We start from the raw sequence: 14,730 nt of genomic DNA, 5'->3' as shown, positions 1-14,730 counted from the left end.
CTCGCAGGTCAGCGCTTGCTGAAGATCTCGCGTGCCGCCGCGACGGTGGCCGCGATGTCTTCGTCGCTGTGCGCGGCGCTCACGAAGCCCGCTTCGTACAGCGCCGGCGCGATGTACACGCCGCGGTCCAGCAGGCCGTGGAACAGCGCATTGAACTGCGCGTTGTCGGTGGTCATCACCGTGGCGTAGTTCTGCGGCAGCTCGTTCATCAGGAAGAAGCCGAACATGCCGCCTTCGCTGTCGGCGTTGAAGGGCTGGTCCTCGGCGGCGGCGGCAGCCTTGAGGCCGTCGACCAGAGAGCGGGTTTTCTTGGCCAGCGCTTCGTAGAAGCCGGGCTTCGAGATTTCCTTCAGCGTGGCCAGGCCGCAGGCGGTGGCCACCGGGTTGCCGGACAGCGTGCCGGCCTGGTAGACCGGGCCGAGCGGCGCGAGCTGTTCCATGATCGCGCGCGGACCGCCGAAGGCCGCCAGCGGCATGCCGCCGCCGATGACCTTGCCGAGCACCGTGAGGTCGGGCGTGATGCCCAGCACGCCCTGCGCACCATGCAGGCCGACGCGAAAGCCCGTCATCACCTCGTCGAAGATCAGCAGCGCACCGTGCTGCGTGCACAGCTCGCGGCAGCGCTTGGCGAAGGCGGGCGTGGCGCGCACGAAGTTCATGTTGCCGGCGATCGCCTCGATCATCAGGCAGGCGATGTCCTTGCCGTGCAGCGCGAAGGCTTCCTCGAGCTGCTGCAGGTTGTTGTACTCCAGCACGATCGTGTGCTGCACCACCTCGGGCGGTACGCCGGCCGAGGTCGGGTTGCCGAAGGTGGCCAGGCCCGAGCCGGCCTTCACGAGCAATGCGTCGGCGTGGCCGTGGTAGCAGCCTTCGAACTTGACGATGCTCTTGCGGCCGGTGGCGCCGCGCGCCAGGCGCAGCGCGCTCATGGCGGCTTCGGTGCCAGAGCTCACGAGGCGCACCATTTCCATGGAGGGCACCAGCGCGAGGATGGCTTCGGCCAGTTCGATCTCGCGCTCCGTCGGCGCGCCGTACGAGAAGCCTTCGAGCACGGCCTTCTGCACTGCCTCGACCACGGCGGGGTGGCCATGGCCCAGGATCATCGGACCCCAGGAGCCGATGTAGTCGATGTAGCGCTTGTCGTTGGCGTCCCAGAAATAGGCGCCCTGCGCGCGCTGGATGAAACGGGGCGTGCCGCCGACCGCCTTGAAGGCGCGCACGGGCGAGTTCACGCCGCCGGGGATCACGGCGCGGGCGCGCTCGAAAAGAATGTCGTTCTGGTCAGTCATCAATGTCGGGTGTCGTGCGGGGGTAAAGCGAAATCGGGTGGAGTGTCGGGGCCTTCGTCGTCCTCTTCGTCCTCGGGCTCGGCCCAGAACAGGCGGTCGGGCAGCACGTGGCCCATGCCGGGGCGGAAGCCCGCGTCGAGGCAGCGGTCCATGTAAGCGAGCGCTTCGGTCGTGGCGGCGACGAGGTCGGTGCCGCTGGCCAGCAGGGCCGACAGGGCGGCCGAGAGCGTGTCGCCGGCGCCGGCAAAGACGGCCTCGAGCCGTTCGTACTTCTCGCTGGCCAGCACCGACTGCGGCGAGGCCAGCACGTTGTCGATGAACTGGTCCGGGAGCACCAGCCCCGTGACCAATGTGTAGGGCACGCCGAACTCGCCGGCGGCCTTGGCGATGTCGCGCGCGCCGGGCGGACGCTCGCCGCTCCAGTCGGGCAGCAGCCAGCGCCACAGCGTACTGTGGTTTCCAACCAACACCGTGGTCTGGGGCAGCACGAGGTCGCGGAAGGCGTCCAGGTAGGCCTCGATCAGGTTCTCGTCCCACCACGACAGGTTGGGCATGTAGGCCACCACGGGCACGTCGGGATAGTCGGCGGCGGTCTCTGCAATGGTGCTCAGCGCCTCGGGCGTACCGGCGAAGCCGACCTTGATCAGCTGGACTTCGACGTCTTCCAGGATGGAGCGCGCCTGCTCGGCCACGGCCTCTTCCTCGAAGGCGAAGTGGTCGAAGATCTCGGCCGTATCGCGGGCGTAGGCGCCCGTCACCACCGGCAGGATGTGAGCGCCCACCGATCCCATGGCGAGCGCGTCGGCCCCCAGGCCGCCCGCGCCGCTCGGATCGCTGGCATTGAACACCAGCACGCAGGGGGGATTCAGGTCGCGTTCGCTCAGCGCCTCGTCGTCCTGCGGGGGGTCGTTAAGATCGCCCGGTTTACGGGCGTTCTCGTCTGGATGTAAGTAGATGGTCATACGCCTAGCGAAATCCCCTGGATGGTGGCATAGGCGCGACGTTTACGGTCTGCCAGTGAGATACGCATAGATACACTCGTTGCATTTAATGAACAAGGACTTTAAGCTCCGATGAACACGAAAACTTGGATGTGCCTGATTTGTGGGTGGATCTATGACGAAGCGGTTGGTGTACCGGAAGACGGCATCGCGGCAGGCACGGCCTGGGCCGATGTGCCGATGAACTGGACCTGTCCTGAGTGCGGTGCGCGCAAGGAAGACTTCGAAATGGTTGAGATCTGACAAGCATGGCATAGGGCTACGCGATCTGCGTCGATGTTCGGCGCGGCGGGCATCCAAGTCTCATGAGCAGGAGCGTTTGCAATGGGCCCGAATGGATCTGGTTACAAGGTGCTGGTCATCGATGACAGCAACACCATCCGGCGCAGTGCCGAGATTTTTCTGAAGCAGGGTGGGCACGAGGTTCTTCTCGCGGAAGACGGCTTCGACGCGCTCTCCAAGGTTAACGACCACAAGCCTCACCTGATTTTCTGCGACATCCTGATGCCTCGCCTCGACGGCTATCAGACCTGCGCCATCATCAAGCGCAACGCGCATTTCTCCAATGTCCCGGTCGTCATGCTGTCTTCGAAAGATGGCGTATTCGACAAGGCCCGCGGCCGCATGGTCGGATCCCAGGACTATCTCACCAAACCCTTCACCAAAGACCAACTGCTGCAGGCCGTGCAGCAGTTTGGCATTGTTCAACAGGAAGTGCAGTAATGCCGATTCGAAAAATCCTCGTCGTCGACGACTCCAAGACGGAACTGGTGTTCCTGACCGACCTCCTCCAGAAGAACGGTTTCTCCGTGAAGACGGCCGAAAACGCCGACGACGCGATGCGCCGCCTCGAGGAAGACCACCCCGACCTGATCCTCATGGACGTGGTCATGCCCGGCCAGAACGGCTTCCAGCTCACGCGCGCCATCGCCCGTGACCCGAAGTACGCCGCGATTCCGATCATCCTGTGCACCAGCAAGAACCAGGAAACCGATCGTGTCTGGGGCATGCGCCAGGGCGCGCGCGACTACATCGTGAAGCCGGTCAACGCGGCCGACCTGATGTCCAAGATCAGCGCGCTCGCCTGACCGGAAACCTGCCGAACCCATGGCGAATCGCGACGCGCTGCGCGCCTTCCAGTCCCGGCTAGCGAGCCGCCTCCAGGCCGCGCGCACCACGGGCGTTGCCGCGAACTGGCTGGCGGTCGAGGCGGGCGAGGGCAAGTACCTCTTTCCGCTGGCGCATGCCGGCGAAATCTTTCCCTGGACGCCGCCCCAGCCCGTGCCCTACACGGAGTCCTGGTTCCTCGGCGTCGCCAACCTGCGCGGCGGCCTGTACGGCGTCGTGCAGCTGTCGGCGTTCGCGTCCGGTGCGCCGGGCGCCCAGGCCGCCACCGAGGCGGCGCGCATCCAGTCGCGGCTCGTGGCATTCAACGAGCTGCTCGAAGTCAACTGCGCATTGCTGGTCGATCGACTGGCGGGGTTGCGGGGCGCGGAGGCCTTCACGGCCGCCGAGGCTCCGGGCGCAGAAGCACCTGCCTGGCACGGGCATCTGTACACCGACGCGGCAGGGGAGCGCTGGCAGGAAGTCAACCTGCAGGCGCTTTCGCAGCAACCCCAGTTTTTGAGTATTGGTGCGTAGTGCTGCGGCACATGGCACTGGCAACCACCTGAAGGACCGACCGTGAGCTCGATCGCCGACAAGTTCAAGAAATTACTCCCCCAGAACGGGAACGACAAGGCCCGCGTCGACGGCTCCGGTTCGATGTCGCTCGACGATGTCGACACGGTTCAGGTTCCAGACGAAAAGACGATCCGCCTCGCCAAGAAGGGCGACGGCGTTTCCGCGTCTGCCGCCGTGACCGACACCGGCTTCGGCGGTCTCGATGCACTGGGCGATCCCGCTTCCGTCGAGGCCGCCAACGCGGCGACGCTCGAAGCGGCGCCGCTGCTCCCCGCCGCAGGCGGCGGCATGGGCGCCAACCCCGCCAAACAGCAGCGCGTGCTGGCCATCCTGCTGGCCATCGTGGTGCTGGCCCTGTTGCTGGTGGCCGGCTCCGCCATTCTTCGCGCGGAACGACTGGCGCAGCAGGTGGCGGCCACCGGCCAGTCGCTGATGCAGTCGCAGCGTCTTGCCAAGTCGATCTCGCAGGCCCTCATCGGTAGCGCTCCGGCGTTCGTCGAGGTGAAGGACAGCGCCGACGACCTCACGCGTCGCGTGCAGGGCCTGACCAACGGCGACGACGCCTTGCGCCTGGAAGCCGTCGGCAACCAGTACGACGAGGAGATGAACAAGATCAATCCCCTGGTCGCCCGCGCCGACGCGAGCGCCAAGGCCGTGCTGGCGCAGCGCCAGATCCTGACGCAGGTGGGCGCCGCTTTGCGCGACATCAACCAGCAGTCGTCCACGCTGCTCGAAATGACGGAAACCGTCGCGTCGCTGAAGATGCAGCAGAACGCCACGCTGCCTGAAATCTCGGCCGCCGGCCAGCTCGTGATGCTGACGCAGCGCATCGGCAAGTCGACCAACGAATTCTTCACGGTCGAGGGTGTGAACCCCGACGCCGTGTTCCTGCTGGGCAAGGACCTGAACACCTTCCAGGAAACCACCCGCGGCCTGCTCGACGGCAATGCGCAGCAGCGCTTCCCCGGCTCGAAAGACCCGCAGACGCGCCAGCAGCTCGAGGCCATCCTGAAGACCTACGAGCAGATGCGCACGCAGGCATCGGCCATTCTGGGCAACCTGCAGGGTCTGGTGGCGGCGCGCGAAGCGCAGGCATCCATCCTGACCGACAGCGAGCCGCTGCGTAAGTCGCTGGGCGACCTGCAGGAAAAGCTCTCGGCCCGCACCGGCCTGGGCGCCGGCACCATCGTGTTGCTGTTCGTGCTGTCGCTGGCCGCCCTGGCACTGGCCGGCGCCATCGGTTTCGTGCAGGTGCGCGAAGGCCGCGAACGTGCCGCCGTCGCCGAACGCGAGCGTCTGGCCGCCGAACAGGCTTCCGACGAAGCCGGCCGCGTGAACAACGCCAACCAGGCCGCCATTCTTCGGCTGATGAACGAGCTGCAGACAGTGGCCGAAGGCGACCTCACGCAGGAAGCCACCGTGACCGAGGACATCACCGGCGCCATCGCCGACTCGGTGAACTACACGGTGGAAGAACTGCGTTTGCTGGTGGGCAACGTGCAGAACACGGCGACCCGCGTGGCGCAGACGACGTCGCAGGTGGAAAACACCTCGACCGAACTGCTCGCTGCCTCGACCGAACAGCTGCGCGAGATTCGCGAAACCGGCCAGTCGGTGCTGACCATGGCGGAGCGAATCAACGGCGTGTCCACACAAGCGCAAGAGTCCGCCACGGTGGCGCGCCAGTCGCTGCAAGCCGCATCGTCGGGCCTGCAGGCCGTGCAGAACGCCATCGGCGGTATGAACTCCATCCGCGACCAGATCCAGGAAACCTCCAAGCGGATCAAGCGCCTGGGCGAATCGTCGCAAGAGATTGGCGAAATCACCGAACTGATCTCGGACATTACCGAACAGACCAACGTGCTGGCCCTGAACGCCGCCATCCAGGCCGCCTCTGCCGGTGAAGCCGGCCGAGGCTTCTCGGTGGTGGCGGAAGAAGTTCAGCGACTGGCCGAGCGCTCCGCGGACGCCACGCGCCAGATCTCGGCGCTGGTGAAGGCGATTCAGACCGACACGCAGGACGCGGTGGGCGCCATGGAGCGTTCCACGCAGGGTGTGGTCGAAGGGGCGAAGCTGTCCGACAACGCAGGTACCGCGCTGTCCGAGATCGACCGCGTGTCGCGTCGACTTGCTGACCTCATCGAGCAGATTTCGCAGTCCGCCTCCCGCGAGGCCGATTCGGCCAACGTGGTGGCTGCCAACATTCAGCACATTTTTGCGGTGACGGAACAGACCGGAGAAGGCACGCGGACCACGGCCCAGCAGGTGCGCGAGCTCTCGCAGATGGCTGAAGAACTGCGCCGCTCGGTGGCTCGTTTCAAGATTGCGTGATGAAGCTCTCCCCCAGGCTTCGCGCACTTCGTGTCGCTTCTCCTCCCCCCTTCCGAGGGCAACACCAGCGGCCCGGCGAAGCCGGTTCCGCGGTGTTCCTTGAAGCGGCCGCGCTGGCCTTGTGCATTCAGGGCGCATGGCGCCCGGTGAAAAACTGACAGATATAGAACGGCGAGCAACCAACGTGTCGATTCAAACCCCTGCCACGGCCCCCCTCGCCGGCAACGTGCCGGCCACCGAAGACCTCGGGCCGCTGGCCTGGGTGCTGGGAGAGATCCAGAAATCCCTCGACGGTGTCGGCAAGTCGCTGCGGCGTTTCGTGCGCGACGTGGGCAGTGCGACGGAGCCCGAAAGCGGCCCGCTGCAGATGGCCCGCCAGCAACTGCATCAGGCCGTCGGCGCGCTGCAGATGGTCGGCCACAGCTCGCCTGCGCTGGTGCTCGGCACCATCGAATTCGCGGTGCAGGGCTTCATCGCCGAGCCGCAGCGCTGCACCGAGAGTGCCGTGCTCAAGATCGAGCGTGCCGGCTTTGCCGTCACCGATTTCCTCAGCGCACTGCTGGCCGGCAAGTCCGTGTCGTCGGTGGCGCTGTTCCCGCAGTACCGCGACGTGCTGGAGCTGGGCGGCAATGAGCGCGTTCACCCGGCGGACCTCTGGGGCACCGCCTGGCGCTGGGTCGAGGTCAAGCCAGCCCTCACGCAGGCCGCGCTGGCCTACGACCCCGCCGTGCGTTCGAAGCTCGACCGCGAAGTGCTGCAGCTGGTCAAGAGCGGCGATCCGCAGGCTGCTCGACGGCTGCATGCGCTGTGCCTGGGGCTCGGACGCGGTGCGCTGCTGCCGCGCGTCGCGAGCTTCTGGACCCTGGCCGCGGGCTTCTTCGAAGCCCTCGCGCTGGGACTGATTCCCGCCGACACCTACGTCAAGCGCGCCGCCTCGCGCGTGCTGCTGCAGTACGCCACGCTGGCGCGCGGCGACAGCGTGGTGTCCGATCGCCTCGGCCAGGACCTGCTGTTCTTCTGTGCCCAGGCCGTGCCCGGCGCGCAGGACGACGCCGCCACGCTGCGCACCGTGCGCAGCGCCTGGGGCGTGACGCAGGAGCCGCGTGTCGACTACACCGTCGTGCAGTTCGGCCGCTTCGATCCGCTGGTGCTCACGCAGGCGCGCAAGCGCATCGAGACCGCCAAGGAAATGTGGTCGGCGCTCTCGGGCGGCGACATCACGCGCACGCGGCAGGTGGCCGACACCTTCGCGCAGCTCGGCGAATCCCTGCAGAAGCTGCACCCGCCGAGCCAGCCGATGGTGCAGGCGCTGACGCACGCCGTGGACGCCTCGGTGCGTTCCGGCCAGCCGCCCGACACCGAACTGGCCATGGAAGTCGCCACCTCGGTGCTGTACCTCGAAGCCGCGCTCGAAGACCTCGACCCCAGCGATCCGCAGCTCACCGCGCGCACGCTGCAACTGGCCGGCCGCATCGAGCGCGTGCGCGATGGCGGTCGTTCGGAGCCGCTCGAGCCCTGGATGGAGGACCTGTACCGCCGTGTCAGCGACCGCCAGACCATGGGCACCGTCGTCGACGAGCTGCGCAGCCACCTGAGCGAACTCGAGAAGTCGCTCGACCAGTATTTCCGCCGCCCGGCCGAAAAGCCGCTGCTGCGCACCGTGCCCACCCAGCTCATGCAGATGCGCGGCGTGTTCTCGGTGTTGGGGCTCGACCAGGCCGCGCACACCGTGCAGCGCATGCGCGACGACGTCGAGCAGATGCTGCAGGTCAACCGCTCGCCCGTCGAGGAAATGGCCACCTTCGACGCACTCGGCAACAACCTGGGCGCGCTGGGCTTCCTGATCGACATGCTGGGCTACCAGCCCGCACTGGCCAAGCGCCTGTTCGTGTTCGACGCCGAAGCCGGCGAACTGAAGCCGCTGATGGGCCGTCAGGCCGCCGATGCCGCGGCGCCGGCCGAAGGCGCTGCCGCACCGGCCGCCCCGGTGCTGAGCATCGAGGAGGTCGATGCGCAGATCGCCTCCAAGCTCGCCGCGCTGGCCACGCCCAACCGCAAGACCAAGCCGTCGCCGCTGGAAGAGTTCAGCCGCAAGGCCGAGAGCTGGACCACCAAGATCGCCGGCCCGTCCGCGCTGCCCGACACCGAGGTCACCGAGCTCGAAGAAGACGACCTGCAGAACATCTTCCTGGACGAGGCCCGCGAAGTGGTGGGCAACGGCCTGGCCGCGATCGCCGCGCTGGGCAGCCGTCCCGGCGACACCGACGAACTCACCATCCTGCGCCGCGCGTTCCACACGCTCAAGGGCAGCTCGCGCATGGTCGGCCTGTCCGACTTCGGCGATGCCGCCTGGTCGCTGGAGCAGGTGCTCAACACTTGGCTGGCCGACCAGCGCGACGCGACGCCCGAGCTGCTGACGAGCACCGAGCGCATGCTGGGCGACTTCAGCCAGTGGGTCGAAGCCATCGCCGCCGGCAATGCGGGCGCCTGGCATTCGGCGCCGTTCAGCCGCGTGGCCAACGCGCTGCTGGCCGGCGAGCCCGTGCCTGCACCGGTGCGCGTGGCCGACGCCGAAGCGCTTGCCGTGGCCGCACGTCACATCGCGGCGGAGCCGTTGCCGCTCGAGCTGCCGGAACTGCCCGACCTGTCGCTGACGCCGCCGGCCGGTGCAGCCCCAGATGCCACGCTGGACTTCGCCGAGTGGCAACAGGTGCAAGACGCGCAACATGCCCCGGCCGCACCTGCGACGCCCGCGACACCCGAGCCCGACGACGATTTCGCATCCACCGACTTCATCGACTTCGAGGCCAAGCAAGGCACCGCGCCCGCGCCGCTCGAGGCACTGCCCAGCGGGGACGAATTCGATTTCCTCGCGCCCCCGAGGACCCAGGCACCTGTCGAGCCGGTCGTGTCGCACGCCGAGCCCGAGGCCGAGCCGGTCCCGGAAATCGAGGCGACGATGCCGACCGCGTCGAGCCTGCCCGACCTCGAGTGGGCGCCCGAACCGCTGCCGCTGGCTGCAGAAGCGCCAGCGCCTGTCACCGAGGTGGTGGCGCCCGTGGAGGTGGTCGAAGTCGCCGAAACTTTCGAAGCACCGGCGCTCGAAGCACTGCCTGAACTGCAATCTGAACCCGAGCCAGAACCGGAACCCGTGCTGGCCGCAGTCGACGTCGCACCCGAGGCACCGGTCGTCGCTGAAGCGCCGCAAGTGGCTGCCGTTGCGGAGCCGGAACCCGTGCTGGAAGCGGAACCCGAGCCGGAGCCCGTGCGGGCCCAGTCCGTCCCCGAATCCGAGTCTGCCGCCGCACCGAGCGCCGAAGACCAGGTCAAGGTGATCGGTCCGCTGCGCATCGGTATCGCGCTCTACAACGTCTACCTCAACGAAGCCGACGAATGGTCTCGCCAGCTGGCGACCGATGTCGGCGAATGGGCGCTCGAAACCCACGAGCGCCTGCCGGATTCGACCGTCGCCCTGGCCCACTCGCTGGCCGGCAGCTCGGCCACCGTCGGCTTCCACAGCCTCTCGGGCATGGCCCGCCTGCTCGAGTCCGCGCTGCAGCACCTGCAGATGCAGGGCAGCGGCACGCGCGAGCAGGGCATCGTGCTGGTCGCCGCGGCCGACGAGCTGCGTCGCCTGCTGCACCAGTTCGCTGTCGGCTTCCTGCGCGATCCGTCCGAAGGCACGCTGCAGGCGCTGCGCGACATCGCCTCTGCGCCGATGCCGCCCGAGATCGCCGCGGCCCGCTTCGAGACGCTGATCCCCAAGCAGGTGGTCGCCAACGACGCCTTTGCCGACGTGGCACTGGACGACACCGAAGACGCCATCGACCTGGCCGATGCGGTCGACGTCGACCTGTTCCCGATCTTCGAGGAAGAGGCGGCCGACCTGCTGCCCCAGCTGGGCGAGGCGCTGCGCCAGTGGGCGCATCACCCCGACGACGGCGCACCGCGCGCCTCGGTGCTGCGCACGCTGCACACGCTCAAGGGCAGTGCGCGGCTGGCCGGCGCCATGCGCCTGGGCGAGCGTGCGCACCGCATGGAGTCCGAGATCGAACTCCTGGGCTCCCAGGGCGCCGCGCGGGCCGACATCGAGAAGCTGCTGACCCGCCTCGACACGCTGCAACACACCTTCGATGCCCTGCGCGCGGCCGACAACGCCGCCCAGGTGGAAGTGGCCCAGCTGATCGCGACCGCCAGCCCGACCGCACCCGCCATCCAGCGCGTGCAAGCGGCGCCGGAGATTCGCGTGTCGGCGAACGACGACCAGGCCGGAGCCGACGCAGCTGCCGATGCTTCAGCCGCCGAATCCGCCGCTGCCCCGGCATCCTCGCTGCCGCGCCCTGCGCCGGTCGCACTCGCCCCGCTGCGCGCGGCATCGGGCCAGGCGGTGCGCATCCGCACCCAGCTGCTCGACCGCCTGGTGGCGCAGACCGGCGAGGTCATCATCACGCGCTCTCGTCTCGAAGCCGAGCTGGGCCAGTTGCGCGGCTCGCTCGCTGACCTCACGGGCAACCTGGACCGCCTGCGCCAGCAGCTGCGCGACATCGAGGTGCAGGCCGAAAGCCAGATGCAGTCGCGTCTGGCGCAGGCCAAGGATTCGCAGCAGAGCTTCGACCCGCTCGAGTTCGACCGCTTCACCCGCGTGCAGGAACTCACGCGCATGATGGCCGAGTCGGTGAACGACGTGGCCACCGTGCAGCGCACCTTGCAAAAGACCGTGCAGGCCACGGAAGACGACCTGAGCGTGCAGGCACGCCAGACGCGCGAACTGCAGCGCGGCCTGCTGCGCACGCGCATGGTGGAGTTCGAGGGCATCTCCGACCGCCTCTATCGCGTGGTGCGCCAGGCCTCGAAGGACACCGGCAAGCAGGTGCGCCTGGACATCGTCGGCGGCTCCATCGAAATGGACCGCGGCGTGCTGGACCGCATGACGCCCGCCTTCGAACACCTGCTGCGCAACTGCGTGGCGCACGGCATCGAAGACGCCGCGGTGCGCGAAGCGTCCGGCAAGGACGCCAGCGGCCTCATCGTCATCGACTTGCACCACGAAGGCAACGACGTGTCGGTGAGCTTCCGCGACGACGGCGCTGGCCTCGACCAGAAGCGCATCGCCGAACGCGCCCGCGCGCTGGGCCTGCTTGGCCACGACCAGGAACTGTCGGCCGAGGAAGCCACCGAGCTGATCTTCAAGCCCGGCTTCTCGACGGCAGGACAGGTGTCCGAGCTGGCCGGCCGCGGCATCGGCATGGACGTGGTGCGCGCGCAGATCGCCGCGCTCGGCGGCCGCATCGAAACGCACAGCACGCCGGGCCAAGGCACCACCTTCAAGCTGGTGCTGCCGCTGACCACCGCCGTGACGCACGTGGTGATGCTGCGCGCGGGCGAGGTGTCGATCGGCGTGCCGTCGAACCTCGTGGAACTCGTGCAGCGCGTGAGCGGTGCCGACCTCGAGGCCGCCTACCTGAACCACAGCTTCGCCTTCGGCAGCGAGCAGGTACCGTTCTACTGGGCCGGTGCGCTGCTGCAGCATTCCATTCGCAGCGAGCACGCCGCCACCAAGAACAACACACTGGTGATCGTGCGAAGCGCGGCGCAGCGCGTCGCCCTGCACGTGGACGAAGTGCTGGGCAACCAGGAAGTCGTGGTCAAGAACCTCGGCCCGCAGCTCGCGCGGCTGCCCGGCCTGGCCGGCATCTCGGTGCTGGCTTCGGGCGCGGTGGCGCTGATCTACAACCCGGTGGCGCTGGCCGCAACGCACGGTGACCAGGCGCGCGCGCGCCAGACCGCTGCGCTCGCCGCACCCACGCACACGACCGTGGCAGATGCCGGCGCGCCGCAGGCCCCGGCAGCCCTGGCCCCGGTGGTGCCGCAGATCCCGCTCGTGCTGGTGGTGGACGACTCCATCACCGTGCGCCGCGTCACGCAGCGTCTGCTGCAGCGCGAAGGCTATCGCGTGTCGCTCGCGGCCGACGGCCTGCAGGCGCTCGAACGGCTGCAGCAGGAGCGCCCGGCCGTGGTGCTGTCGGACATCGAGATGCCGCGCATGGACGGCTTCGACCTGGCCCGCAACATCCGCGCCGACGTGGCACTGGCCGAGCTGCCGATCATCATGATCACCTCGCGCATCGCCGAGAAGCACCGCGACTACGCGCGTGACCTGGGCGTGAACCACTACCTGGGCAAGCCGTATTCGGAAGAAGAGCTGCTGCGCCTGGTGCGTGCGTACACGAGCGAGGCCTCGCTGGCTGCCGCGGCCTGATGCGCCTCGGCGCCGGTGGTCGGCGTAGAAGAGAAAAGGGCCCTTCGGGGCCCTTTCTTTTTGGCTACGGCTTTTGCAGCGCCTTGCTGCGCGCCGTCGCATACCGCTGCAGCGTCTTCTCCCGCGCCTCGGCATGGTCCACCACCGGCCCGGGGTAGTTCTCGCCCAGCTTCACGCCCGCCGCTTCCAGCTCCACCGGCGATGCCGTCCACGGCGAATGGATCACCGCGTTCGACAGCCCCGCCAGCTGCGGCAGGTAGCGGCGGATGAACTTGCCTTCGGGGTCGAAGCGCTCGCTTTGCGTCACCGGGTTGAAGATGCGGAAGTAGGGCTGCGCGTCGCAGCCGCTGGAGCTGGCCCATTGCCAGCCGCCGTTGTTCGAGGCTAGCTCGAAGTCGTTCAGGTGCGCGGCGAAGTAGGTCTCGCCGCGCCGCCAGTCCAGCCCCAGGTCCTTGCACAGGAAGCTCGCCACCACCATGCGCAGGCGGTTGTGCATGTAGCCGCTCTGGTTGATCTGCAGCATGGCCGCGTCCACCAGCGGATAGCCGGTGCGGCCTTCGCACCAGGCCTCGAAGAGCTGGTCGGCGTGCTTGCCGTGGTGCCACTGGATCTTGTCGTACTCGGGACGGAAGCTCTTCGATTCGCCGTTGGCGTGCACGTGCGGAAAGTGCGCCAGGATCTGGAAGTAGAAATCGCGCCAGATCAGCTCGCTGAGCCAGGTCGCCGCCCCCGGGTTGCCCTGCAGCGACAGCTGGTGCGCCACGCTGGCGAGCTGCCGGATCGACACCGTGCCGAAGCGCAGGTGCACGCCCATGTAGCTGGGCCCGCGCACCGCGGGGAAATTGCGCGCCTCGTCGTAGCGGTCGATGCGCTCGAAGAAATCCTCGAAGAGCTGGCCGGCGCCGCGGGTGCCGGTGGGAATCTCCAGTGCCGAGAGATTGGTCTTTTCGAAGCCGATCTCGTGCAGCGCGGGCACCGGCTCGCCGTAGGCCTGGGGCGAGGGCGCCAGCGCGTCGGCGTGGCTGCGCACGGGGTACGACTTCAGGAAGAACGAATCGACCTTGGCCAGCCAGGCGCGCTTGTACGGCGTGAACACCGTGTAGGGCTGGCCGGTCTTGGTCATGACTTCGTCGCGGTCGAAGACGGTCGAGTCCTTGTAGGTGTGGAAGGTCACGCCGGCGTTGGCCAGCGCGCCGAGCACCTTGGCGTCGCGCGCCAGGGCGTCGGGTTCGTCGTCGCGGTTGGCGAACACGGCCTGCACGTCGAGTTCACGGGCCAGGGCCGGAATCTCCTGCACCGCCGCGGCATGCCGGACGATCAGCCCGCCGCCCAGAGCGCGCAACTCCGATTCGAGCTCCACCAGCGATTCCCGGATGAATTCGACCCGCCGGTCGGCCGAGGGCAGGGCGTCCAGGATCGCCTTGTCGAAGACGAAAACGCAGACCACCTGCCGGCAGGCCCGCAATGCGCGATAGAGGGCGGCGTTGTCGTCGACCCGCAGGTCGCGACGGAACCACATGAGCCCTTTGGGATAGGTCTTGTCGACGGCCAGTAAAATCGGGGGCATATGGCTGCCGATTCTGCCCCGATGAACCTCACGCATCACTTTTTGATAGCGATGCCCGGGATGGAAGACAAAACTTTCAACCGCAGCGTCGTGTACCTCTGCGAGCACAGCGAGCGCGGCGCGCTCGGGCTGGTGATCAACAAACCCAGCGACATCAATCTCAAGGTGCTGTTCGAGAAGATCGAGCTCCACCTGGCCCGCCCCGAGCTGGGCGAAGCGCCCGTATTCCAGGGTGGCCCGGTCCAGACCGAGCGCGGCTTCGTGCTGCACGAGCCGGTCTTCACTCAGGCCGAGAAGCCCGAGGAATCCGTCTACGCCTCGACCATGACCATCCCCGGCGGGCTCGAGATGACCACCTCGAAAGACGTGCTGGAGGCCCTGGCCACCGGCGCCGGCCCGCGCAAGGTGCTGGTCTCGCTGGGCTATTCGGCCTGGGGCGAGGGCCAGCTGGAGTCCGAACTGGCCGAGAACAGCTGGCTCACCGTGGGCGCCGATCCGGCCGTGATCTTCGATACGCCGATCGAGCAGCGTTACGACAAGGCGCTGGGTTTGCTGGGTCTTCAGGCCTGGACGCTCTCTCCCGAAGCAGGCCACGCATGA

10 protein-coding genes are annotated in these 14,730 nt (G+C 67.8%); 7 read left to right on the top strand and 3 right to left on the bottom strand.

Annotated features, from left to right (window positions below; genetic code table 11):
- Positions 1 to 8 precede the first annotated feature (8 nt).
- Positions 9 to 1,289, bottom strand: a complete 1,281-nt coding sequence (gene hemL, locus D3H34_RS04940) for a glutamate-1-semialdehyde 2,1-aminomutase (RefSeq protein WP_119552324.1) — start codon at positions 1,287 to 1,289, stop codon at positions 9 to 11.
- Positions 1,289 to 2,251: a bifunctional hydroxymethylpyrimidine kinase/phosphomethylpyrimidine kinase gene (gene thiD / locus D3H34_RS04935; protein ID WP_119552323.1), complete on the bottom strand. Its 963-nt coding sequence runs from the start codon at positions 2,249 to 2,251 to the stop codon at positions 1,289 to 1,291. Before thiD ends, hemL begins: the two co-directional genes overlap by 1 nt.
- A 111-nt stretch (positions 2,252 to 2,362) precedes the next feature.
- On the opposite strand from thiD, the gene D3H34_RS04930 reads away from it, so the two are divergent.
- The 6 genes from D3H34_RS04930 (at position 2,363) to D3H34_RS04905 (ending at position 12,563) form a co-directional block, all read left to right on the top strand.
- On the top strand, positions 2,363 to 2,533 hold the full coding sequence (locus D3H34_RS04930) for a rubredoxin (RefSeq protein ID WP_007838397.1): 171 nt from the start codon (positions 2,363 to 2,365) through the stop codon (positions 2,531 to 2,533).
- Positions 2,534 to 2,614: 81 nt separating this feature from the next.
- Positions 2,615 to 3,013, top strand: coding sequence for a response regulator (locus tag D3H34_RS04925; RefSeq protein WP_021012487.1), 399 nt, complete (start codon positions 2,615 to 2,617; stop codon positions 3,011 to 3,013).
- Positions 3,013 to 3,378: a response regulator gene (locus D3H34_RS04920; RefSeq protein ID WP_062479114.1), complete on the top strand. Its 366-nt coding sequence runs from the start codon at positions 3,013 to 3,015 to the stop codon at positions 3,376 to 3,378. Before D3H34_RS04925 ends, D3H34_RS04920 begins: the two co-directional genes overlap by 1 nt.
- 19 nt (positions 3,379 to 3,397) lie before the next feature.
- Entirely contained in the window at positions 3,398 to 3,931 is a 534-nt protein-coding gene (locus D3H34_RS04915) for a chemotaxis protein CheW (protein ID WP_119552322.1), read from the top strand.
- A 42-nt stretch (positions 3,932 to 3,973) separates the two neighbouring features.
- Entirely contained in the window at positions 3,974 to 6,304 is a 2,331-nt protein-coding gene (locus D3H34_RS04910) for a methyl-accepting chemotaxis protein (RefSeq protein ID WP_119552321.1), read from the top strand.
- A gap of 184 nt (positions 6,305 to 6,488) precedes the next feature.
- Positions 6,489 to 12,563, top strand: coding sequence for a hybrid sensor histidine kinase/response regulator (locus D3H34_RS04905; protein WP_119552320.1), 6,075 nt, complete (start codon positions 6,489 to 6,491; stop codon positions 12,561 to 12,563).
- Positions 12,564 to 12,627: 64 nt separating this feature from the next.
- On the opposite strand, the gene D3H34_RS04900 is transcribed toward D3H34_RS04905, so the two are convergent.
- The gene (locus tag D3H34_RS04900) at positions 12,628 to 14,130 is read right to left on the bottom strand and encodes a cryptochrome/photolyase family protein (RefSeq protein ID WP_119552319.1); all 1,503 of its coding nucleotides are present in this window, start codon (positions 14,128 to 14,130) and stop codon (positions 12,628 to 12,630) included.
- Between D3H34_RS04900 and D3H34_RS04895 the strand changes: the two genes are divergently transcribed.
- Positions 14,131 to 14,730, top strand: a complete 600-nt coding sequence (locus tag D3H34_RS04895) for a YqgE/AlgH family protein (protein ID WP_119552318.1) — start codon at positions 14,131 to 14,133, stop codon at positions 14,728 to 14,730. It abuts the gene before it with no gap.

The organism is Acidovorax cavernicola, from assembly GCF_003581445.1.
This window is presented reverse-complemented; position numbering and strand designations above follow the sequence as displayed.